At 57.3% G+C, this 24,130-nt stretch carries 12 protein-coding genes and 2 tRNA genes; 1 reads left to right on the forward strand and 13 read right to left on the reverse strand.

Going from position 1 to position 24,130, the window contains the following annotated elements; translation table 11 throughout:
• Positions 1-15: 15 nt before the first annotated feature.
• The 4 genes from typA to ADJ70_RS12770 form a co-directional block, all read right to left on the reverse strand.
• Positions 16-1,854, reverse strand: coding sequence for a translational GTPase TypA (typA, locus tag ADJ70_RS12755; RefSeq protein WP_050342007.1), 1,839 nt, complete (start codon positions 1,852-1,854; stop codon positions 16-18).
• A gap of 137 nt (positions 1,855-1,991) precedes the next feature.
• On the reverse strand, positions 1,992-2,423 hold the full coding sequence (locus tag ADJ70_RS12760) for a hypothetical protein (RefSeq protein WP_253273196.1): 432 nt from the start codon (positions 2,421-2,423) through the stop codon (positions 1,992-1,994).
• Between the two features lie 984 nt (positions 2,424-3,407).
• Positions 3,408-3,483, reverse strand: a tRNA-Ala gene (locus tag ADJ70_RS12765).
• Positions 3,484-3,570: 87 nt separating this feature from the next.
• A tRNA-Ile gene (locus tag ADJ70_RS12770) sits at positions 3,571-3,647 on the reverse strand.
• A 200-nt stretch (positions 3,648-3,847) separates the two neighbouring features.
• Here ADJ70_RS12770 and ADJ70_RS12775 point away from each other — a divergent pair.
• On the forward strand, positions 3,848-4,342 hold the full coding sequence (locus ADJ70_RS12775; protein ID WP_253273197.1) for a bifunctional nuclease family protein: 495 nt from the start codon (positions 3,848-3,850) through the stop codon (positions 4,340-4,342).
• A 167-nt stretch (positions 4,343-4,509) separates the two neighbouring features.
• On the opposite strand, the gene gyrA is transcribed toward ADJ70_RS12775, so the two are convergent.
• From gyrA to ADJ70_RS12820, 9 genes are all read right to left on the reverse strand, one after another.
• Positions 4,510-7,281, reverse strand: coding sequence for a DNA gyrase subunit A (gene gyrA, locus ADJ70_RS12780; RefSeq protein WP_050344598.1), 2,772 nt, complete (start codon positions 7,279-7,281; stop codon positions 4,510-4,512).
• A 75-nt stretch (positions 7,282-7,356) separates the two neighbouring features.
• Entirely contained in the window at positions 7,357-9,351 is a 1,995-nt protein-coding gene (locus tag ADJ70_RS12785; RefSeq protein WP_050342011.1) for a DNA topoisomerase subunit B, read from the reverse strand.
• Positions 9,352-9,526: 175 nt separating this feature from the next.
• Positions 9,527-10,141 carry a hypothetical protein gene (locus ADJ70_RS12790; protein WP_157051551.1) on the reverse strand — a complete coding sequence of 205 codons (615 nt, stop codon included), beginning with the start codon at positions 10,139-10,141 and terminating at the stop codon, positions 9,527-9,529.
• A 62-nt stretch (positions 10,142-10,203) separates the two neighbouring features.
• On the reverse strand, positions 10,204-11,472 hold the full coding sequence (locus ADJ70_RS12795; RefSeq protein WP_050342014.1) for a glycosyltransferase family 2 protein: 1,269 nt from the start codon (positions 11,470-11,472) through the stop codon (positions 10,204-10,206).
• A 1,301-nt stretch (positions 11,473-12,773) separates the two neighbouring features.
• A complete protein-coding gene (gene secA / locus ADJ70_RS12800; protein ID WP_050342017.1) occupies positions 12,774-15,443 on the reverse strand; it encodes a preprotein translocase subunit SecA in 2,670 nt (889 codons plus the stop codon).
• 143 nt (positions 15,444-15,586) lie between these two features.
• A complete protein-coding gene (locus tag ADJ70_RS12805; protein ID WP_172674509.1) occupies positions 15,587-17,641 on the reverse strand; it encodes a S8 family serine peptidase in 2,055 nt (684 codons plus the stop codon).
• A 41-nt stretch (positions 17,642-17,682) separates the two neighbouring features.
• The gene (locus ADJ70_RS12810) at positions 17,683-19,539 is read right to left on the reverse strand and encodes a polysaccharide pyruvyl transferase family protein (RefSeq protein ID WP_172674510.1); all 1,857 of its coding nucleotides are present in this window, start codon (positions 19,537-19,539) and stop codon (positions 17,683-17,685) included.
• A 420-nt stretch (positions 19,540-19,959) separates the two neighbouring features.
• Complete coding sequence (locus ADJ70_RS12815; RefSeq protein ID WP_062393157.1) at positions 19,960-21,075, reverse strand: glycosyltransferase; 1,116 nt, start codon at positions 21,073-21,075, stop codon at positions 19,960-19,962.
• A 209-nt stretch (positions 21,076-21,284) separates the two neighbouring features.
• Complete coding sequence (locus ADJ70_RS12820) at positions 21,285-24,059, reverse strand: S-layer homology domain-containing protein (RefSeq protein ID WP_050342025.1); 2,775 nt, start codon at positions 24,057-24,059, stop codon at positions 21,285-21,287.
• Between the last annotated feature and the right edge of the window lie 71 nt (positions 24,060-24,130).

The raw sequence follows: 24,130 nt of genomic DNA on the forward strand, positions 1-24,130 counted from the left end.
CTTAACCTAGGATCTCTACTTGCCCACCATACCATGGCGCACACGCCACTTTCGGCGCTCCGTGTCATTGAGGATGCGCTTGCGCATGCGAATGGATTGAGGTGTGACCTCCACTAGCTCATCATCCATAATGTACTCGAGCGCCTCCTCGAGCGTAAAGACCTTGGGTGGCGTAAGCTGCACCGCAATGTCGGCCGTTGAGGAGCGCTGGTTACCAAGGTTCTTCGTGCGGGCGACGTTGACAACCATGTCGCCTGGGCGGGACCGCTCCCCCACCAGCATGCCCTCGTAGCACTCGGTACCGGGACCCACAAAGAGTGCGCCACGCTCCTGGAGCGTCCCGAGCGCGTAGGCCACCGCCCTCTCTGTTGACATCGAGATCATCGCGCCGTTCTGCCTCGTACCTATCTCGCCCGCAAAGGGGCCGTACTCCAAGAACGTATGGTAGAAGACAGCCTCACCGTGCGTGACGTTGAGGATACGGTTCTTGAGGCCCATGATGCCACGCGTCGGTATCCTGAACTCTAGATGGGTCTGGACGCTACCCGTGTCCATAGAGGCCATGGTGCCTCCGGCATTGCCAAAGAGCTCGATGACCTTGCCCGAATACTCGCCAGGGCACTCGACCACGGCCTGTTCGATTGGTTCGAGCCGACCACCGTGACCATCGCTCCTTAAGAGCACTTGGGGGCGGCCAACCTGGAACTCGAAGCCCTCGCGTCGCATCTGCTCCATGAGGACCGAGAGGTGCAGAACGCCTCGGCCCGATACCTCGGTGCCCGTCTTGTCGGGGAGCTCCTCGATACGCATGGTCACGTTGTTCTCGCGCTCCTGTTCGAGGCGCTCCTTGAGCTGACGACCGCCCACGATGTCACCCTCGCGACCCACGAGCGGTGAGGTGGATGGCTCGAACACAATGGACATGGTAGGCGGGTCTATCTCGATGGGGTCAAGCTCCACCGGATTGGTGGGGTCGGTGTAGACGTCACCGATATCGGTGCCATCAATGCCCACCACAGCACCAATGTCGCCCGCACCTATCTCCTGGCATTCCGCACGTCCCAGGTAGTCAAAGGTAAAGAGCTGCTTTACCTGGGCCATCGCACGACTTCCGTCATTCTTTACGACCAGGATCTCGTCCTTTGCATGGATGGTGCCGGAGTACACGCGCCCTATGCCGATGCGCCCCACATAATCGGAATGGTCGATGGTCACGCACTGCATAGCAAGGGGACCGTCCACGTTCGCATCAGGGGCGGGCATGGCGTCCACTATCATGTCAAGCAGCGGGTACATGTCCGTGTTGTCACCATCGGGGTCAAGACGTGCGAAGCCGTTGGTGGCCGAGGCATAGATGACGTGCTCCATCGCAAACTCTAGCTGATCGTCGGTGGCCCCAAGATCCATCATGAGGTCGAGCGAGGCGTTGAGGGCATGCTCCGGATCGGCTGTGGGTTTGTCCACCTTGTTTATCACGATCATGACCCGCAGACCCACGTCGATGGCGTGGCGCAGGACGAAGCGGGTCTGGGGCATGGGCCCCTCCGCCGCGTCAACCAACAGCAGAGCGCCATCGGCCATCTTGAGCACACGCTCAACCTCACCGCCAAAATCCGCATGTCCCGGCGTATCGATGACGTTTATCTTGATACCACGGTATTCGATCGAGATATTCTTTGCGAGGATGGTTATGCCACGCTCGCGCTCCTGATCATTGGAGTCGAGCACGCGCTCCTCGACTTGCTGGTTGTCGCGAAACGCGTCGGTCGCACGCAACAGCTTGTCCACAAGCGTGGTCTTCCCGTGATCGACGTGGGCGATGATGGCGATATTGCGGATGTCCTTTTGGAGCATGGATACCTCTTGTGTCTCTGCGACTGTCTCTGTGTTCTATCCGAGTGCATGACTGTTATAGCACGCAAGAACAGCTGCGACGCTGCCGGGCAAGAATGTGGCATTACTCCACGCCAAGGCACGGGCGTCCGCTTGTTCTACAGAAGGGGCTCGACCTCCCCCGCAGGAGCAGGATCGGCCCACACAAAACCATTGCCTCGTCCCCTACCCGAAAACAGCGAGTAAGCGGAGTAGGAGCGGTAGCCCCTCTCACCAAACTCGAGCATAAGAGCATCCTGGTAGTTATCGTTATCGTCTGCAATGGCACCCTCGTAGACGATAGCGTAGCGAACAGGCGCGGCAAGGCCACCGTTCTTATGGGCGGTACCGCCATCTTTTCCCAACATCCGAACCTTGTCGTACGCTCCCTTGAGACAAGCCTCAACACCATCATCTGTAAACTCAAACGAGCTGACCACGCCTGCTGCATCCTGCACGGCAAGCAGAACACCAAACGACTCTCCTGCGGCAAGGGCGTCAAGCGCCTCTCCCATCAGCGTACTGCCCAAGGCATCAAGCTCCTCAGACATCCCATCGCTTCTTTGACCCAAGTTCGCTCCCCTCATCCTCCCCGCATCCGAGCCAAGCATCCGACTACCCGTGAAAGAAGCCAGAGCCGCTGCCCCAACGCAAAGACCTTAGTGGGTGGGGACGATAATGACCGAACGTGCGGCCACAGGCTCGTGTACGATTATAGACGAGTCACTTTACTGTAACTTTTCTGATATATGACGGCTTGTCGGTTGCGGCAACCCTGTTTCTGGCCTCAGCAGTCCTCGTGACGGCGCGGGACCAAACCCCCCGCCAGCCTGCGGGGCACTATGGAAAATGGCCCAACTGGGCAAACGCGCTCGGGCAACCCCCCGCCAGGCTGGCGGGGGGTTTGTGCCAGGGTCCGCAGGCCTCGGCCTGAGGCCTGGCCGCACGGAAAAGCGCAGTCTGCGGCTCCCGCGTCACGCAGAATGCGCCTTTCCGTCACATCACCGCCCGGGAGGCGCGGGACCAAACCCCCCGCCAGTCTGCGGGGCACTATGGAAAATGGCTCAACTGGGCAAATGCGCTCGGGCAACCCCCCGCCAGGCTGCGGGGGGGGTTGTGCCGGGTCCGCAGGCCTCGGCCTGGGGCCCGACTGCACGGAAAAGCGCAGTCTGGGCAGAGGGTCGCTGATGGCGCGCCCCGAACTAGGCCGTGACACCCCGAACCAGGTCGGGACACCATCAGGCTGCCAGTTGTGGGCTAATGAGATACCGGGACTCAGGGTAAGGTGTACGTGTTCGTCATGTCACTCGACAAAAGTCCAGTTGGTCTCTCTTTGAGGCGACAAAACCGTACACGTTACGAAGGCCTACCCACCAAGACGATTCAGCGATAGCTGGCACTGCGTCGATGCGCACCGCCAGACACCCGCCCCAGGAGATGGCTAGAGAAGGAGCTGAAGGAGGTGAGCTCTAACACCGCTGTAGGTTGTGCAAACAAAAAGCCCGGGGCAGGAAGCCCTCGGGCTGGACGCTCTATGGTGGAGACGATGGGGTTCGAACCCACGACCTCAGGCTTGCAAAGCCCGCGCTCTCCCAGCTGAGCTACGTCCCCGCGTGAAAGACAGACATGACTTGCCCCATGGGCAATAAACACCCCAGCGGCGACTCGGCTCACGCTGGGGTGTTTATTATCAAAGTCTGGTGGGCCCGACAAGGTTCGAACTTGTGACCTCCCGGTTATCAGCCGGACGCTCTGACCAACTGAGCTACGGGCCCAACGCAGAGAAGTATATTACACGCGTTGAGTCGAAAGGTCAACTGTTTAGTCAGGAAATTCTCAACTTTCTTCGCTCTACAAGACCACTCCTTGCATTGTGCCGCCATACGTGTACCATGTACCAACGAAAGTGGCTTAAACAAGTATGGATGGGGTCTCTTAAAACCCCAGGGACATGGGTGATGGGCTTATGGTACGCATGGACATTCAAGCCATCATGGTCGGTGCAGGTCCGGTGTCTTCACTCATCGTGCTGAGACCACGGACTGCACACAAAGATGAGGAGAGTATAAAGCTTCCCATTCGAATTGGCGTCGTCGAAGCGACGATCATCTCGACCGGTATAGAGGGTGCACCAATCAAACGTCCCATGACTCATGACCTGCTACTCAGCTGCATTCACGAGATGGGCGGATCTCTCAATTCCGTCGAGATAGTCGATGTGCGCGGGACTACCTTCTACGCTCGCCTCAACATCAGCTGTGAGTCCGGTCGCCACATCGAGATAGACGCGCGCCCCTCCGATGCCATAGCCCTTGCAGTCAGGCAGGGCGTACCTATCTTTGCCGACGAGCAGGTACTCAAGATGGCTACCATGCCTGACTTCGAGGCTGTCGAGCGTCAAGAGAAGGAGCATGAGATGGAGGATTTCCACGATTTTGTGGAGAAGCTTTCTCCCGAGGACTTCACGTAGACATACTCAACCTTGCATCCTCCCGTGCGTGCCCAAGAATCTGCCGGGCACGTAGGGGAGGATATTTGCCCAGTTGGCGTCAATTCTTAGGTACCCCAGAATCTGAGGGGACGTACGGGGGGTACTCCCGCTCCAAGACTCGGACCTTGAAGCGGGGCGCCCGAAGCCTACTCTCCCTCGTCCTCGATCATCGAGTCGTCCAGCTCTTCCTCGCCACCTATGTCCACAGCCTCCTCGTCGGCGTCCTGGGCACCCGCAGCGTCAAGACCAAGGTCAAGGGAACTCTGACCCTCGGCCTGCCCCGATGCCTTGGGTGCCTTCTTCTTGCGGGCTACCATGCGAGCCACCGCGCTCACACGGTCGTGCTCGCCCATGTTCATGATCCTGACCCCTTGGGTCGCACGCCCGAGGCGTGAGATGTCCGTCGTCTTCATCCGGATGACGACGCCCTCCTCAGAGACCATCATGAGCTCATGCTGTGGGCCGACCACGCGACACGCCACGAGGTCACCCTTCCTCGCAGTCATCGAGATAGTCGAGACACCCTGGCCACCACGTCGCTGCTCAGGATACTCGGCGACAGGCGTACGCTTGCCGTAGCCCCTCTCGGTCACGACGAGCAGGTCTCCCTTACCGTTCGATATCTCCATGCCCAGCATCCGCGCCCCGTCCTTGAGGGTGATGCCACGCACACCTGAGGTCGCACGCCCGGTCGGGCGAATCTCCAACTCGTCGAAGAGTATGGCCTTGCCCGCCGTCGAGCACAGGATGACCTTCTCGCCCTGCTTGACACGGCGCACGTTAACCAGCTCATCGCCCTTCTTGAGGTTAATGGCGATGATGCCGTCACGACGACTCCTGTCGTAGTCGCTCATGGCCGTCTTCTTGACCATACCGCTCGTCGTGGCAAAGAACAGGTGCTCGTCTGCGGGGAAGTCGCGCGTCGTGATGACGGCAGTGGAGTGCTCGCCCTCCTCGAGCGGGATGACGTTCACCATGGCCGATCCGCGAGCATGGCGGCTACCGATGGGAAGCTCATGTACCTTAACACGGTAGACCTTTCCCTTGTTGGTAAAGAAGAGCACGTAGTCATGGGTAGATGCCACAAAGAGATCCTCGACGAAGTCGTTGTCCTTGAGCGAGAGACCCTGGACGCCCTTGCCACCGCGCTTCTGTGAGCGATAAGTCGAGACGGGCAGGCGCTTCACGTAACCCGCGTGAGTCACCGTGATGACCATGTCCTCCTCGGCAATAAGGTCGTCCACGTCGAGGACGACGGGCGCGTCAGAGATGGTGGTGCGGCGCTTGTCGGCAAACTTCTCCTTGATCTCGAGCATCTCGGTCTTGATGACGCCCAGGATCTTCTGCTTATCCGCCAGTAGCTCCTCGTAGTAGGCGATGGCCCGCCTCAGGCCGTCGAGCTCCTCCTGTATCTTGTCTCGCTCGAGACCCGTCAAGCGACGCAGGCGCATCTCGAGAATGGCCGTCGTCTGCTCCTTGGTAAAGGAGAAGCGCGCCATCAGGCGCTCGGAGGCCTCGCTGTCCGTGCGAGACGAACGGATGATGGAGATGACCTCGTCGATGTGGTCGAGGGCCACAAGCAGGCCCTCAAGGATGTGGGCGCGCGCCCTCGCCTTGGCGAGGTCAAACTGCGTCCTGCGGGTCACGACGTCCACCTGGTGGTCGATGTAGTGACGCAGTATCTCGGGCAGGGTCAGCAACCTGGGCACGCCGTTCACGAGCGCGAGGTCGACGATGCCAAACGACGTCTGCAGCATCGAGTGCTTGTAGAGGTTGTTGAGGACGACCTCGGGAACGACCCCCTGCTTGAGGTCCATAACCAGGCGCAGGCCCTTACGGTTGGACTCATCGCGCATGTCGGAGATGCCCTCGATACGCTTGTCGTTCACGAGCTGGGCTATCTTCTCCTGGAGGTTGCCCTTGTTGACCCCATAGGGAAACTCGGTGAAGACGAGCTTGTTACGCCCGCCCTTTGAGGACTCCACGTGAGCCTTCGCACGAACGGTGAGGATGCCGCGTCCGGTCTCGTAGGCCTGCTTGATGCCCGCAGAACCCATGATGACGGCACCTGTCGGGAAGTCGGGACCGGGCATCACACCCATGAGCTCGTCCACTGTCACATCTGGGTTGTCGATGGCCATGCAGGTCGCATCGATGACCTCGCCCAGGTTATGGGGGGCGATGTTGGTGGCCATGCCAACGGCGATACCCTGCGAACCGTTGACAAGGACGTTCGGGAAGCGAGACGGGAGGACCTGCGGTTCCTGGAGCGACTCGTCGTAGTTGGGGATCCAGTCCACCGTGTCCTTGTTGAGGTCACGGAGCAGCTCCATGGCCGGCCGCGCAAGGCGGCTCTCGGTGTAGCGCATGGCAGCGGCTGAGTCGCCGTCGATGTTCCCAAAGTTGCCATGACCGTCCACGAGCGACACGCGCATCGAGAACCACTGGGCCAAGCGCACCATGGCATCGTAGACCGCTGCGTCTCCGTGGGGATGGTACTTGCCGATGACCTCGCCGACCGTCCAGGCCGACTTCTTGTGGGGCTTGTTGGGAAAGATACCCGCCTCGTTCATGGCATAGAGGATACGCCTGTGCACCGGCTTCAGGCCGTCGCGCACGTCGGGCAGGGCACGCGCCGTGATGACCGACATGGAGTACTCGATAAACGACTGCTCCATCTCGTGCCCGAACTCACGCATCTGGAGGGTGCCGCCATGGATGTCGGTCTCATCGCCGCCTCCCCGCTCGTCATCCTCGGCGAGCCCTAGCCCCTCATCATCATCCCCATCGACCTCATCCTCGTCCTCGTCGCCATCCAGGCCCGCCTCGTCCTCGGCGTTGGGATCATAGATAGGGACATCTGAGTCCTCGAGGTCGCGCTCGGCACGATCGAGCAGCTCGCGCAGGTCGTCGGGCATGCCTGTGGAGCTGTCTGCGCCAGGCTCTGTGGATTCACTGTAGGTATCGTCTGCCACGTGGCTGTTTCCCTTCGCCTAGATGTCAAGGAAGCGGGCGTCCTTCGCATGGCGCTCGATGTAGTCGCGCCGATAGGCGACCTGCGTGCCCATGAGGCGAGACACGGCGAGGTAGGCCTTCTGTCCATCCTCTATCGAGATGCGCTGCAGGATGCGGCTCTTGGGGTCCATGGTCGTGTCGGCCAACTGCTGGGGGTCCATCTCGCCGAGACCCTTGTAGCGCTGGACGGAGTACTTGCGCTGCTTGCCCTCGGCGTCCGTGGGAACGTGCCGCTCGATCGCCTGCGCGAGCAGGGTCTCCTCGGAGGTCTTGCTGTCGGGATAGACGTAGTGGATCTTCTTTCCCAACTTGACCCCAAAGATGGGAGGGCAGGCGCTGTACACGTAGCCCGCATCGATGAGAGGCCGCATGTACTTGTAGAAGAAGGTCATAAGCAAGATGCGGATGTGGGCACCGTCGACGTCGGCATCGGTCATGATGATGATCTTGTGGTAGCGGGCCCTCTCGATGCTAAAGTCGCCGCCCTCGCCGCTGCTGTTGGTAACGCCCGTGCCAATGGCCGTTATGAGTGACTGGATGGTCTCAGACGAGAAGGCACGGTGATCGCCCACGCGCTCAACGTTCAGTATCTTGCCGCGCAGGGGCAGGATGGCCTGGATGTCACGACGGCGCCCGTCCTTGGCCGACCCCCCTGCCGAGTCACCCTCGACGATGAAGAGCTCGGTCATCTTGGGATCGCGCACCGAGCAGTCAGCGAGCTTGCCCGGAAGAGACGCGCTCGCCAGCAGGCCCTTGCGCCGTGTGGCCTGACGGGCCTTCTGGGCGGCAAGGCGACCCTTCGCGGCCTGGGAGGCCTTTCTGAAGATCTCCTTCGCCTGATTGGGGTGTTCCTCAAGATACTCAGAAAGTCCGGTCGAGACGACCCTGTTCGTGAGAGCACGCATGTAGGAGCTGCCGAGCTTGATCTTGGTCTGGCTCTCGAACTGCGGGTCGGGAAGCTTGACCGAGACCACGGCGGTCATACCCTCGCGGATGTCATCGCCTGTGAGGTTGGGTTCCTTCTCCTTGAGGAGCCGGTGGTTGTGCGCATAGTCATTGACCGTCTTGGTGAGAGCCGTGCGAAAGCCCTCCAAGTGCATGCCACCCTCCTCGGTGTAGATGTCGTTTGCAAAGCTCATGATGATCTCAGAGAAGCCGGCGTTCCACTGCAGGGCGACCTCGACCTCACCTTTCAGCGAGACGGGCGCGTCTGGCTCGGAGCCCCCTTCGATGTAGATGGGCTTAGAGCAGCCAGGGAGTATCTCCTTGCCCTCATTGAGGAACTTGACAAAGTCAACGATGCCGCCAGCAGAGCAGAACTCCTCGACCCGGGGCGTGAGCTCGCGCTCGTCCGTCAGGATAATCTTGAGGTTCTTGTTCAGAAATGCGATCTCCTGGAGCCGGTCCCGCAGGGTGTCGTAGTCAAAGATCGTGGTCTCGAAGATGTCGTCATCAGGCCAGAAGGTGATGGTGGTGCCCGTCGCCTTGGACGTGCCCACCTGCCTCATCTCCTTTGTGACCTTACCACGCGAGAGCTCCAGCTCAAAGATGTGCCCATCGCGCTTGACCTGGGCCACCATCCTCTTTGAGAGGGCATTGACGACCGAGGAACCCACTCCATGGAGCCCGCCCGAGACCTTGTAGGCGCTGTTGTCGAACTTACCCCCCGCATGGAGTATGGTCAGCACGACCTCGAGGGTGGGCCTGTGCTCGGTGGGATGCATGTCTGTGGGAATCCCGCGTCCGTTATCGGCGACGGTGATTGAGTTGTCGGCATGCACGGTAACCTTGATCTTGGTGCAGAAGCCCGCCATCACCTCGTCGACGGAGTTGTCTACTATCTCCCATACCAGGTGATGGAGGCCCGTCGTCGACGTAGTGCCAATGTACATCGCCGGCCTCATGCGTACGGCCTCAAGGCCCTTCAGGACCTTGATCTCGCTCCCGTCGTAGCTTTCGTTGCTCGTGGCCACGGACTTCCTCTCTCGCATCCTATGACGTGATGTTAAATGTTCAGAAGCTCTATTGTATACGAAGTTGGCAGCATTTCCAATGGTATGCTTCCGTACCATAGAATTACTGCGTATACGACACGAGAACTACCCTCTCTGCGGCCATCAAAGGGTGTTTTTAGGGCTAGGGACGCCTTCAGGCACTACCCCCATTGGCATCGGTGTTAGATGCATGCAGATCGCGACTGTATTCATGTTGAAGCGAGAGGGTCATGGCCCTCTCGACCCGCTGTCTGAGGCCATCGGGAAGTTCTGCGCATGCGTCACGCACACGCCTCTCCTCTTGAGGAGAGAGTGGTGGTAGCTCGGGAGCACCAGTCCCAGATGCGTACCTGCGCAGTTCATTGCCCTTGCGCAGTATGCCGCCCTCTTGAGGGGCGGGCCAGCGGGTAAGCCGAAATTCTATGCCAGATACCTCAAGTCCCACTCCGGCAAGGCGCGTAAGGTAGATCTCCTTATTAGCGTTGAAGTCAGAAAGACGGGCATGCGAGTCAACATAGACCCCAAGTACCGGCGGCAGGCTCTCGCTTGGAGGTTTGCGTAGATAGACGCCAGTGGTGTGCGCCCGCTCGACGTCACCGTTAGCTGCCCTCCAGAGGGACGCGGCCCGTTGGTTGGCACTCATCCCCTGTCGCACGCGAGCTGGAATAGTCCTTCTCAAAAGCTCTGCCATACTCACGGAGCCTCGTTCGCGAGGGTTGAGACCCAAGACCTCGCGCAGCACGCGCTCGCTCCTTGTAAACGTAGCCACCTGGGGTCACATTCCTTGTGTATAAGGGCGAGTCGTACAAGGGCGAGCCGCTGCCACTGTCACTAGGCACGCCCCTCGTGACGACGCCAAGCACCTTGCAGCCCTCTCAGCCTCGTGAGGGGCCTCAACATGGTATTACCCAGCCTGAAACTTGTTGACCTGCGCAGTTCCTCAGCCTCCCTACGTGCACTGGTAAGATCCTCCTTACGCACTTTAGCCTCATCGCACAGACGTTCAACCTCACCAGAGAGCTCCTCAATACGACTGCTAAGTCTCTCGGCCTGATAGTGCATGTGGGAGTCCACAAACTGTAGGCGCATGCAGTCAACATCGATCGTACGAAAGAGTCCCATCAGATATTCTGCGGGAGACGTCCCGTCCCTCATAGTCCGCAATAACTCGAGACATTCAGGACTCTGGTACTCATCCGCCTGGAGACTGTCCAGCCCAAGCTCGTCGATGATCTCGTTTCGGATTTTCTCATACACCATCGAGAAGGTCTCAAAGCCATTAAGCGTGTCCAAGTTGTACTTGCACGCATTGATGGCCCAGTTAGTGTATGCGACCCTAAGCTCGTCGAAGTATCCGCTCTTCTCAAGCCAACTCTTCAACTCTCTAAATGCTGTATAGAAGTCAAGTGGATGGGCATCCTTGAAGGACATGACGTTCGTGCTGATACCCACACGATGATACACGACGTGCTGCCGCAAGAAGCAGATGCGTTGTGCACACACGAGGGCAGGTGCCATGAACATGAGGTCCTCGGTAAGAAAGATCTCTTGGTAGCGAAGGTCGTTCTCGCGAACAAGGCTCATTTTGAGAAGCTTGTTCCACGGGTAGTTCTGAAGTGCTCTAAATATCCAGTCGGGGTTATCCCTCCAGCTGAACACGTCTTGGGGAAACTTGTCCTCAAGGATGAGCCATGACGCCGCGCGCAGAAGCGCACTGGTTCCAAAGGCCTCAACGATGGGGAACACGACGATGTCGGCCTCGCACTCCTCGGCACGAGAGACGGCACATTGCACAAGATCATCTGCCATCCAGTCGTCTGAGTCAAAAAAAAGCAGGTAGTCACCGGTTGCTCGGTCCAAGCCACGGTTTCGGGCCACACCGGCCCCACGGTTTTCCTGTGTCACGTACGAGAAGCGGGAATCAGCCTTGGCGTAGGCATCAAGAATCTGGACAGTCTCATCCGTTGAGCCGTCGTCGACACAGATGATCTGAATGCTGCGATATGTTTGGCCGATGATGCTGTCAAGGCACTGCCTGAGATACTCGGCTGAGTCATGCGTGGGGACCACGATGCTCACGAGACTCTGCTGCCTAGACATGCCTTCCTCTTCCCTGCAGCCACCATCATATATTGTGGGCAAGAAAAGAACCCGTATACCCACCTGTTATGTGGGACTGGTCTTTTCGAGCATCATTTCGCAAGCCGTAAGCAACAGGACCATATGACGGCGGACGGCGGTGAGTCACCTACTTCTATAATATTGTACTGTACCCGCAAGGGGGAGGCAAGACTCGAACAAGGTGGACGCGAGTGAGGCGCAAGACAGAGAGACGGTCCTCTTTAAGAGACAGAGATAGAGCGAGGGGAGCAGGTCTCCAGAACCTGTCACGTAAAACGCAGCTTTGATAGCTTGAGATCGAGAAGTGGATGCTTCGTCCATGAAGCGGGTTACAGAATGCGCCTTTCCGTGAGGCGACGCCGCATTTGCCCAGGTGAGAAAAAGCGCACTCTACGGAAAAGTGCATTCTACAGCCGGCAAGTCACGGAAAAGTGCATTCTACAGCCGGCAAGTCACGGAAAAGCACATTCTGCATGAAGCTTTCACGGAAAGGTGCACTCTGGGATCTTCAGAACCGCCAGAATGCGCTTTTGCGTGAGGGGTCGAGTCCAGAATGCGCTTTTGCGTGAGGCCGTCGGGGCAGAATGCGGTTTTTCGTGAGGTGAGTCGACGTTTGCCCAGGTGAGGAAAAGCGCATTCTGCAGCCGGCATGTCACGAAAAAGTGCAGTCTGCAGCCGCTCGCTGCGCAATAGTGTACACAAATGACCCAAAACGACACCGAGAGGTCATTTTTGCCAATTTGTGTACACTCCTGCGTCCCCACGTTTGCCCAAGTGAGAAAAAGAGCACTCTACGGAAAAGCGCATTGTGACTCCGACGGCAGCCTTTGTGCGTCATGCGAAAGTACATTTTGTACGCGTGCTGGTGGTCAGAGTACGCCTCTCCGTGAGGCACACTGCAGGAAAACGCATACCAATTCCCGTACCAACCCAGTAGTACCAGCTGGCAACCCGGCGCGACGAGGGGCTACCGAGGAACCATAATGGCTCGACGGCAGCGGAGGCCCAAGGCGAGGAGGGCAAGACAGCCGTGGGAGGCGTGGTGGAGGAGATGCAGGACAGGCCGAGGGCGCGCTCGAGGCGCTCTGCAGGCTCGTGCGCGACGGCCTCGTGAACGTGCAGGACGCCGCCACATAGGCGGGGGTGGACGCAGACGAGATCAGGCGCGCACTCGTGGCAGAAGGGTGAGGCCGGCCGCAGATGGGTGACGGCTAGCTAGCTCGCCCGACCCAATCGTGGTCGGAAACCGGCGGGACCGGCACGCTCGCCTCGAGCGCCCCCTAATCGTCCGCCTCTATGTCCACGTTCCCGGCAATGTCAGCCATGGCCGAAAGGTCGGAGTCGTCCTGTATCGTGGACTCGCCGCTCCTCGAGTAGCTGAGGTTCTCCTCGCGGAAGGGGTTCTCCTCCTCGGGCACGACCTCGTCCGCCTTGACGCCCCCCTCGACCTTGAGCCGCAGCATGATCCGCAGGAAGTCGGCGTAGATCTCCCTCACGAGGTCCCTGAAGGAGTCGAACGCCTCCCTCTTGTACTCCACGAGCGGGTCGCGCTGAGCCAAGCCGCGAAGGCCCATACCCTGCTTGAGGTGGTCCATGTCCACGAGGTGGTCGACCCAGTGCTGGTCGAGGGAGCGCAACAACACCTGTCGGCAGAGCTCGCGGAAGGCCTCCTCGCCCATCGCCTCCCTCTGGGCGTCCCAGCGCTCGGCGAAGACATCCTCGATGTCGTCAGCCAGCTCGTCCACGCCCGCACCCTCTCCGAGCTTCTCTGCGTCAAAGGATTCGTCGCCGGTCATGTCGCTCACCCAGGCGTTGAGGCCATCGACGTCCCGCTCCCCCTTGCGGCGCGCCCCCCCGCAGGTCTCCTCGACGATGGCGTCTATGATGTCGACGGCGTGCCCGGCAATAAGCCCATGCCCGGTGACGCGTCCCTCTATGTCCGCGCCGTCCAGGATGGCGTCGCGCTCGTCGTAGACGGCCCGGCGATGCTTGTCCATCACGTCGTCGTAGTCGAGCACCTGCTTGCGCATTCCGTGATGTATGCTCTCGACCTTCTCTTGTGCCTTGGTGACCTGTGCGGAGATCCTCCTGTCCTCCGCAGGCTCCCCCTCTCCCCAGCCTACCTTCTTCATGACCTTTGTCATCGCGTCCAGGCGCCCCTTGCCGTAGAGGCGAAGCAGCCTGTCCTCGAGCGAGAGATAGAAGCGGCTCTCGCCGGGGTCCCCCTGGCGGCCGGAGCGCCCGCGCAGCTGGTCGTCGATGCGGCGGCTGTCGTGGCGCTCGGTGCCGATGACCAGGAGGCCGCCGAGGTTGCGCACAAGGTCGCCCTGGCGTCTCATCTGGGTTCTGGCGTATTCCTCGGCCTGCTCGACCTGCCAGGGGAGGGCGCCCTCGGAACTTTGTGCCCTGACCTGCCTGAGCCCCTCTTCGAGGTGGCCCTCGTAGCTTCCGCCGAGGATGATGTCGGTGCCGCGCCCGGCCATGTTGGTCGCTATCGTGACGGCCCCCACCCTGCCGGCGTTCGCGACGATGACGGCCTCGCGCCCGGGGTCCTTGGCGTTGAGGGTCTGGTGCGGGATCCCCCGCTTCCCCATCAGGCGGTCGAGCTCCTCGCTCGCCTCGACCGACGTGGTGCCCACGAGCACCGGCTGGCCCTTCTCGTGGCGCCGTTCGACCTCGTCCGCCACGGCCCTGAGCTTGTCCTGCCTGGTGAGGAAGACGTAGTCCTCCCGGTCCTCCCGGATCACGGGCCTGTTGGTGGGGATAGTGACGACAGGCGTGTCGTAGGTCTCCCTGAGCTCGGCGTCGGCGCTCTTGGCCGTACCCGTCATACCCGAGAGCTTGTCGTAGAGGCGGAAATAGTTCTGCAGCGTGACCGTCGCCATAGTCATGGACTCATAGCGAATCTCCACACCCTCCTTGGCCTCGATGGCCTGGTGGAGGCCCTCCGAGTACCGACGTCCCTTAAGTATGCGACCCGTGAACTCGTCGACTATCTTGACCTTCCCCTCCGCGACCACGTACTGGTCGTCCCTGTGGAAGAGGAAGCGGGCCACGAGCGCCTGCCTGAGGTGGTTGGCCAGGAGCCCCGACGCGTCGGCGTAGACCTCGAGGCCGAGGATGTCCTCGATCTTGTCGAGACCCTCCTCGGTGGCGTAGACGGTGTGCTTGGCCTCGTCCACCGAGACGTCGTCCTCGGAGAGCCCCTCCACCGCCCGTGCGAACTGCCGGTAGCGCTCGACTGGGGTGGGGTCGATGCCCGAGATGATGAGCGGCGTCCTCGCCTCGTCGATGAGGATGGAGTCCGCCTCGTCCACGATGGCGAAGGAGTGTCCGCGCTGCATGCGCTGGTCGGGGCTGCCGACCATGTTGTCGCGCAGGTAGTCGAAGCCGAACTCGCTGTTGGTGCCGTAGGTGACGTCTGGGAGATACTCCCCCCTCCTCTCGCCGGGATCCATGTCGTTCTGCAGACAACCCACGCTCATGCCCAGAAAGCCGTATACCCTGCCCATCCACTCGCTGTCGCGCTTGGCGAGGTAGTCGTTCACGGTGACGACGTGGACGCCCTTGCCGGCGATGGCGTTCAGGTAGGCCGCGAGCGGGGCGACGAGGGTCTTCCCCTCGCCGGTCCTCATCTCGGCTATCATGCCCCTGTGCAGGACGACGCCACCCATGAGCTGCACGGGGAAGTGGCGCATCCCGAGGGTGCGCCCGGAGGCCTCCCTCACGGCGGCGAAGGCCTCCGGGAGCAGTTCGTCGAGCTCCTCTCCCCGCTCGTGCCGCTCCCTAAAGTACTCGGTCATGCCACCCAGCTCCTCGTCCGACATGGACTCGAAGTGGTCCGAAAGGTCTTCGACCTTGCGAGCTATCCTCTCGAGCTCCCTCTTACGCATGCCCTCGCCCATCGAGAGGGCATGCGTAAACAGACTTTCTTTAGTCGTCGAACTCATCCACGATCCCTTCGACTTCCCTTGAAACCTGCTCGCACCCAAGGGGACATTGCAGCGCGAGGAGCCATCACCATTGTTTTTCCTGCTTTGAAACGTATGCGAGAAGGCCGCCCAGCCCCTTACGGCTGGGCGGCGCAAAGACGCTAGGACAGAGTGTCTCGCACAAGTACAGTCACGAGCTTGGCCATCTGGGCGCGCGTCGTCATGTCCCTGGGGTTGAGGGCATGCGTCACACCGTCTCCGGTCATGAGCTTGTGGGCAAAGCACCAACCAACACCAGCGCTCGCCCAACTATCGACACTACTTGCATCAGGCGCAGAGGCATAGGAAGAGGCACTCGCCCCTGAGGGGTTTGCACCGTTCTTGATGGCATAACGATAAAACACGAGTGCAGCCTCTTGGCGCGTCAGGCCCGCATTGGGACGCACGGTACTGCTACCGTCTCCATCCCCGGTAAAGATACCCTGCTTATAGGCCCAGTTCATGGCCGCCGTGTAGTATTGCTTCGAGTCGTTGTCCCTAAACGGCGTCTCGTTGTTTTCGTAGTTGGCACTGTTCGTCGTTGCGGTAGAGGTCGGATTAGCACGGCGATAGAGAATCGTCGCCAGTTGTCCACGCGTCAGGAAGTCATTGGGGCCAAAAAGATTGCCCGTATGTTCTCCCATAAGCTTATTTTTGGCCACATAGCCCAACCAACCTCCGATGTATACCCAATCTCTTTGGTAATCAATGTCCGTGAAGTGATGGACCCTCAGGTGGTCAAGGGCAGCGTCGGCATCAAGGATGCCATGGCTTCCGTTTGAGGGTCGACGCGCCGTGCCGCTGCTCTTGACCGGGCGTGCCGTGCTATAGACGGCCTCCTTCACCTGATCAACCGTTGCGGTAGGCACGGCGGAGAAGAGCAACCCTAGAGTGCCCGAGGCGACAGCCGTTGCCTGGCTGCTACCAGAAAACTTAGTGTAGGAGTCAAAGCTCCCGGTCCCAACAGAGGTGATGCTCACACCAGGTGTACTGATATCCTTGGCCCCATTGAGCTCGGTATACTCCCAGTCGGTCCCGTCTGTGGTCAGCGCCGTCACAGACATACATTCATCGAAGTCGGATGGATAGCTGTGTTTATCGACGGTATTTGGACTTGCGGGGGTCTTTCGGTTGCCACCCGCACACACACAGACGATGCCATAGTCATCAAGAGCGCTTTTGATGGTCTGATGTAACAGCTTGTCTCCGTTGGCAGATGATCCAACCCTTAGGCTCATATTGATGATACGAAGCCCCCACTCGGGATGTTGCCTTGCCATCTGCATCGCATAGGTAATACCAAGGATGATGCTTGCTGTATTGCCCTTGCCCGCGTCATTTATCACCATCACGGGAAGCACTTGGCAGTTGTATGACGCTCCGGCGATGCCGCGACCGTTATTGGACCTCGCAGCAATGATGCCAGCGATGTGACTTCCGTGACCCATATTAGACGTTGGGTCCGACGTGCCCAAGCTCATATGCGTGCGGTTCATGGCATCATAGGCATATCCCGAGAGTACGTTGGTAGAGAGATCCTCGTGAGCAGCGTATATGCTTGAGTCAAGCACTGCCACAGTTGACCTGTGAGACGAGTCACCGGCATTAGACCATGCCTTTGGCAGATTGGTGCTATAAGCCCAGTACTGGTTGCGTCGCGCGGTGGGACTGGATATCTTGGCAATGGGATCGTTCACGGCAAAGGCAGACTCAAGTCCTATCTGAGAAGCAAGATCCTCGCCAGACGCATCTTCCTCGTCCCTGTCATCCACGAGCTCATACACATAGTTTGGCTGGGCGGAGGTGACGCCGTTCACACTCTTGGCAGCCGCGACCGCATCTTCCACACTCTGTCCCTCTGCAGGACGTGCCACCATTACACTGCTGCCTTCGCTGTCTGTGAGCGTGGCTGTTACGCTCATGCCGGCAGCCTCAAGCTGACCTTTGACCTCGCGGGCCTCGGTGCTGTCTTTGGCTTGCTCTCCGTCAAGGGAGAGAAGACCGAGGCCATCAGAAGATGAGTCCCCAACCGTAACGATAATCCCATCGGTCTCTGCGGCTCCGTTTGACCCTGAACCATCGGACTGTTGGGTGGTCACATCGGACGTCTGGGCTTGCTCGGCGACAGCCACGGTAGGACTCACGGGAAGGCCACCATACAGTAGCACTGCGCTCATGAGCACAGCCAACACTCTCTTTGCACGCAACTTCACACTCATCATCCCTTCCGCAAAAGGCGCCTCTTGAGCGCCGATATGGGCCGTACCATTATATTGCCAAGCCGGTAGCTGGTGGAGGCTCGCACGGCAGCAACCTCACAAACGGCGGCATCCCTCTCTCGCTCAAGAGACGCGACTTGAGCCTGAAGCCTCTGAACCTCGCTACGCGCACAACCAAGCTCCTGCTCGGTCAAAGACACACTTCGAGGGTAACAGTACGTCTTCGATTGTGTGATCGCGCTATTGGACCGTTTGGTCACAACCTTATCGATTGCGGCAAAGAGCTCGCAAAACTCCGCATCGACTAACGCCTGCTGTTGGGCCATCACGCCTGCAACCTCGTCTGCAAAGGACTCGCTCGCGTCAAGGGCATCGATCAGCAAAGCGCTCATATCCTTTGCGGACGCATCCAAAGAGAGCAGGCGACCCTCTTGTCCGATGGTCGTAAACTGCGCCTCTATCTTGTCATTGTAGTTGAGTCCGACGGCTGGCCTACCAAGCACCATGTGCAAGAGCGAACAGTGCAGGCGCATTGAGAGCGTAGCAGAAGAGCTAGAGATATAACCAAGTATCGTCTCGACCGTGGGTCTCTGACCAATGAGGTAGGCACGCTCCTTGTGTTCCATCAGGTCGAACGCCTGCCTCTGTATGCCCACGTCATCTGCGTCAAGTGGAAGATAGAGCACGCTCATATCGCGCCTCTCACACACGCCGTCAAGTGCTTGGGCAACGCGAGAGGCAAGGTCAGGTGGATTGCGATGACAGCTGCGCAGCGATACAACAAGGTACGGGCGACCCTGCGCCTTAAGCCAACGCCAGGCCTCCTCACTATCTAAAAAGGCAACATGCCTATCAACATAGCGTTTGGCACCAAAGGAGAGATCTGCATAGCTACCAACTTGACCAGGGTCAGCTCCAGCTGCCAGGAGCAGGTCACTCGTGTTTTGGTCCCTCGTAAGAAAATGCGCACCCACGGCACTCATGAGCTTGGCGTAGCGCTGCATGGCGGGAGTGTCCATGGGCCCTCCCCCAATGCCAAGAAAGTACGTTGGGACGTCGTACATACGTGCAAGAGAGCAGATAGCTGCCTGTCCCGCCGGATCGATCCAAGGGTCAAAGGCCAGCTCCGCCTCACCGGCTGTCTGTCCAAGGGGATCATCAAACATGAGCCCACCGCAGTAAATGAGGGCAGCGGCACCGTCCAGCCACTCACAGATACGATGTTTTTGGTGGGGCTCTGTTGCCTCAAGGCCATGCTGCACGCGGATCTGGTGTGGATCGGCCCCTATGACCAGTACCTCCGCAGAGGGGTAGTGCTCCCTCACGCGGGCATGAACAAGCTCAAGCAGCAGGTCATCGCCAAAGTTCTGCGCACCAAACCACCCGTATAGCACCACCTTAACGGCAGACCTTCCAAGTGGCCTCACAGGACCCCCAGCTATGGAGTCCGCATACGAGAAGAGGGACTCCAACATCTGGTCGGCACGTGGAAGGTCATCGAGCGCACCCTGCTGGGCCTCATGGGCGGCCGTATAGCGCAAAGGGTCCTGCTCAAGCGATCGAACGACGTCGATGAGCTCTCCCGAAGCAAAGGGGATAGCCACAGCTTCCAACCACTGCGGCAGCCTTACGTCCTCCTCGACAAGAAGCAGGCTCCCCTCCTGCATGCGCAGTGCCATATTCGCAGCCGCAGGCAAGGCCTCACCTACCTCAGGACGAAAGACGACACTGTACTTTGCCCTGCGACACCAATACGAGAGAGACGAACCAGTACGGTCGCAGCCCAGATCATCCTGCCAACCCTTATCCAAGGCTACAAGTCCGCCAAGCCTTATCTCCTGTAGCAGGCCATCCACCTGACTGGCCCTTCTTGCGCTCTGGGGCTGCATGACACAGACGCAATTTTGTGCAGCGGCTGGGTCAGCAATACGCATGGCACGATAGTCTTCGTCAAAAAATGCCCCCAAAGTCCACGCTTTGTCTGTATCGCCAAGCGCAACGCCAATGACTGGACAGCCCACCTGCGGGAGGATATCTCTGTCCACGCTTGATACGTCCCACAGTACGAGGTTTGGACCAAAGACCTCAGCCATACGCTGTACTTGAAAGGAGGCATCTGAATCATCAACAGAGCAAAATAGCTGTACCACATGCCCCCTTGAGCGCAGAAGCGCAGGGAGGCGACCCATGGGGCTCGCCTCATCCCCCACAACAGAACAAAGGTAGAGGACCCGTGCATAACGCCCGTTCGTTTCCATCCCGTATCCTCTTGCGTCCTACTTCTTGCCCCTCAGGAAGCGCCTGAGGGCAGTCACAAACCTACGGATTGCCGATGGTCGCACTTCCTGCGTCGTATTGGATGCACGTCGTAGCTCGTCGTTGGTACGTGCAAGTTCCTCTTTCGCTGTGGCCAGCGAAGAACTCTCCATACGCAGCCGCTCTATCTCATCACGTTTGTCGGTAAGCAGGTAAAACAGGTAGTCCTCGGCATCAGCGCCTTGCGTTGCATCAAAGAAGCGACGGTAGCGTCCCCCAAGATAGTCACCATCGATCAGATCCTTTGAACTACAGATGTAGTCTTGCCATTCGCGTTGGTAGCCACTGTAGATACGATCGAACTCCTGCCTCGAGTGAGCTGTGTCCAAGGAATACCAGATCGTGTCGAGGACAAGGTTCACGAGCTGTCGTTTGATACGTACATCATCAAACAGTCCATGCGAATCCCCAAACGCCCTCACGTAGGCAAGTGAGCGAAGACATGTGTCTCCCCTCTCTCCGTGGGTGATCGACCCTCCACCGTCACGCCTGTAGTGATAGAGCCGCTGCTCCATAAGAGTGATACGCTGTGCCACAAACAGCGTCTCATAGATAAACGCGAGGTCCTCAGCGGCCTTGAGATCCTCATGAAAGCGTATTCCACTCTTAGTAAGAAGAGAGCGCCTATAAAGTATGCGCCAGACGTTAGGCGTCGTCAGTTCAGTCGTAAGGCAGGACATCTCACTAAGGTTAAACGAGCGTTCAAAGAACTCATGCTTTCCGCAAATCTCACGAGGAACGTAGGTATCACTCTTTCCATAGAACTCGTCAAAACCAAATATCGTCATGTCCGCAGAGCACGCGTCTGCCTTCTGGACCGCAAGCTCCAAAAGCTGGCGATCAACGGTATCATCCGCATCCACAAAGAGGAGGTATGTACCTACGGCATCCTCTATCCCAGCATTGCGAGCCGCACTAACTCCTGCATGCTTCTGTGATAGGACACGAAGATTCTCATACTGCTTAGCTAATGTGCCCAGAAGCTCAGCAGAGCCATCCGTAGAGCCATCATTCACGCAGATAAGCTCAAAGGACTTAAGTGACTGACCCTCGAGTGACTGAATGCATGCCTCCAAATATTGCTTCGCGTTATAGACAGGTACGACCACACTTACAAGCGGAGCAGACCTAAATGATTGCGTCCTGTTCCCAGTCCCCATACCCCTCCCTTCTCAAGCTACAAGATCAAATGTAAAGGATAGCAAAAGAGCGGGCGCCTCCACCATGTGAAGACGCCCGCTCTTACCAGCTTGGACAGTGTCCGTGCTATCTACCGTCTATGGCACTAATTTACGCCAGCAATCTTGTTCGGCTGTGCACGAACTGCCATCGCAGCTACCTCGGCACGAGTGATATCGTTACGAGGACTCAGGAGGTTCGTATTAACGCCCATGACCTTATTAGCCACAGCCCACTGCACTGCACTATTAGCCCAACTATCAACCGCAAAGGAATCAAGATAGGCACTCAAGCTCGTACCCTCACCAGACTTATACTGGTTGGGAGCTACAAACTTCTCGTAACGGGACAGCATAATAGCTACTTCCTGACGGGAAATCTGCTCATCAGGCCTGAAGTTGGTTGTACCGTCATCACCCTTAACGATACCAACGGCATGTGCCCACGCAACAGCCTTAGAGTACCAAGCGGAGTCATCACAGTCTGAGAAGTCAGTACGGTACGTTGAGTCATTCTTACCCCTCAGACCCCTGACAGTCTCATTATCAGGCTCACCGGCCATATTGAAAACGACACGGGCAAACTCGGCACGAGTGATTGACTGCTCGGGCTTAAACATAGTCGCACGTGAATTATTTGCACTAGGAGGAATTCGATTGTTGTCATACCCGTGAATATATCCAAGCTCCTTAGCCTTATAAACCTCCTTGCAGTACCAAGGCAGCGGATCAGAGCCAGTATAGTTCGCTGGATTAATTACATCAAGGAAATCATCCTTTGTAACCCTGTCAGTGGCCGTAACGGTCATCTCAGGAGCAGTGATCTCCATATTAGTGTCATTGGCGCTCGGCTTTGAGACAGAGATCTTGTAGGTATCAGCCTTATCAAACTTCTTTACCTCTTCACCCTTGCTGTTGGTAATCTTCACCACAGCATCAGCAGGCAGGTCCTTCCAGACCAGATTCCCATTCGTGTCCTTCTCGCCATTGTTATACCTGATGAACACCTCACCAGGGGCAACGACGACACTGCTCTGGCCATTACCGATGCTATCAGCCTCGATGGCCTTGGCCTTTTTTGTATCTGGGTCAATCCTGAAAGGCATGATTGCTTGGATCTTAGCAGGCTCAATCGTAATGGGTACGGACGGGTTCTTGATAAAGTACTTCTTGCTCTTGAACGTAAGCGTATAAGTCCCAGCGTCCTTGATCGAGGTAACTACATTGCCCTTTGAGTCAGTATAGTCAACAGTAAAGTCTTTATCTGGACCCTCTTCCAGATAATGAGTCGCATCCTTCTTAACACTATATCCAATGCGCTTGATGATATCAGTACCATCATAGGTAGTCTTAATGGCACTTGTTACTACGCCCTGCTCATCATCCTTTTGCTGCTTGAAAGTGACTATCGCGTTCGTATCAGCATCTACAGAATTCTCAGATACTGTGACCCTCATCGTAGCAGCTGCGCCAAAATCATATTCACGAGCTGCCTCATTATTATGCCATAGAGCAGTTACAATATACTCGCCAGACGTGCCAGAAATGCTATTTACTTTCTTTCCGGTTCTCACATCTGTATAGAAAACCTCACTAGGATCTATAGCAACACCATTCTGATCACGTGCTTTGATAAGGTCCTTATTCCATTGCTGATGGCCAAGATTTCCATTAATATTTACAGACTGACCTTCCATTGGCTTGCCATCATACTCCATGGAAGTAGCATAAGCGACCCTGTACACATAGTTTTTGCTAAAGTCAGTATCCACCTCTCCATTAACACGTACAAAGTTCTTGTCGTTAGGATCTTTTGCCGTAAGTTTCACTTGATACGAACCAAGATCTTTGCCAGTAGGAACAGCACTAGCCTTACGCCAATCGATAGCCTGAAGTTTTGACGCAAGGGCTTTGGAACCATTGACACTTACAAGCTGAACCTTGCTATTGATAGGAGTGTCTGCACCAACCACAATAGAGGTATTAAACTGAGCGGCTAGCTTATCATCCGTTACAGCCTTTTTAAGGTTTAATGGCTTAACTGTAAACGGAATTAGTGCGGTATCAAAAGTAGCACCATCCCTTGGTTCCACTTTGGCGATATAGTCTCCTGCATCAACAGGCGTACTTGGTAGAGCCTTTGATGAATCAGCGGGATCATCACCATCTTTAAAGTACTTGACTACATATTGACTATCATCAAGAACATTACCACCAGCCTTAAAGGTAATCTTCTGCGCTTCAGCGCTATAAGTGAAGTCGTCTGGTAGGCCACTTTCCTTATTATATGCGTGGGTATCTAAAGTAAGAGGCGTACCTTTTACTATAAAGTCTGCTGACGCCGAACCACTCTTATAGTCCCCATCAGTTGCGGTCACAAAAAGTTTATAAGAACCCGCATTATTTCTTACTTCATCTTCACTAACAGGTATATTGGAAGCATTCTTATATGAGATGGAGTAATATAGATCTTTTTTCTGAGTCTTCTCAAACTTGGTCTGATCGTAAAGTTTGCCGGAATCTTTATCATAGGTAAGATTCAATGTTACATTAGGACTAATCTCAACTTTAATTAACTTCAGGTCATCAGTAGGAAGCTTTTTATCTTTTATAGGATATCCTGTAGCGGGAATAGCAGGATCAAGCGTAAGTTTGGCTGCACTAAATGCCTTATCTGGGCTAAGCTGCAACTCTACATCATCAGCAGCCTGAGACTCTACATCTTCTGCCTGGAACTCTACGTTGCTATCGGAACTCGTGTCGGTTGCAGTACCCTCCGCAAAGGCTGCCGCAGGCACCATACCAGTCGCCATGATGCCAGCAAGCACGCTTGCTGCGACCTTCTTGGAGACCGGCACAACTCCGTTCTTCTTTTCTACCATTCCTGCCCCTTTCTAAGAGCAAACACTGCCTACCATCACTGGTAAGTCAGGACTATATCGCTTATCCCTCT

It is taken from the genome of Olsenella sp. oral taxon 807 (assembly GCF_001189515.2).
Taxonomy (GTDB): Bacteria; Actinomycetota; Coriobacteriia; order Coriobacteriales; family Atopobiaceae; genus Olsenella_F.

What these genes read in the sequence shown, in the direction of transcription:
- ADJ70_RS12795 (WP_050342014.1), bottom strand. Translation starts at nt 11,472, where the DNA reads ATGTCTAGGCAGCAGAGTCTCGTGAGCATCGTGGTCCCCACGCATGAC.
- gyrA (WP_050344598.1), bottom strand. Translation starts at nt 7,281, where the DNA reads ATGCCCGACGACCTGCGCGAGCTGCTCGATCGTGCCGAGCGCGACCTC.
- typA (WP_050342007.1), bottom strand. Translation starts at nt 1,854, where the DNA reads ATGCTCCAAAAGGACATCCGCAATATCGCCATCATCGCCCACGTCGAT.
- secA (WP_050342017.1), bottom strand. Translation starts at nt 15,443, where the DNA reads ATGAGTTCGACGACTAAAGAAAGTCTGTTTACGCATGCCCTCTCGATG.
- ADJ70_RS12805 (WP_172674509.1), bottom strand. Translation starts at nt 17,641, where the DNA reads ATGAGCGCAGTGCTACTGTATGGTGGCCTTCCCGTGAGTCCTACCGTG.
- ADJ70_RS12775 (WP_253273197.1), top strand. Translation starts at nt 3,848, where the DNA reads ATGGACATTCAAGCCATCATGGTCGGTGCAGGTCCGGTGTCTTCACTC.
- ADJ70_RS12820 (WP_050342025.1), bottom strand. Translation starts at nt 24,059, where the DNA reads ATGGTAGAAAAGAAGAACGGAGTTGTGCCGGTCTCCAAGAAGGTCGCA.
- ADJ70_RS12760 (WP_253273196.1), bottom strand. Translation starts at nt 2,423, where the DNA reads ATGTCTGAGGAGCTTGATGCCTTGGGCAGTACGCTGATGGGAGAGGCG.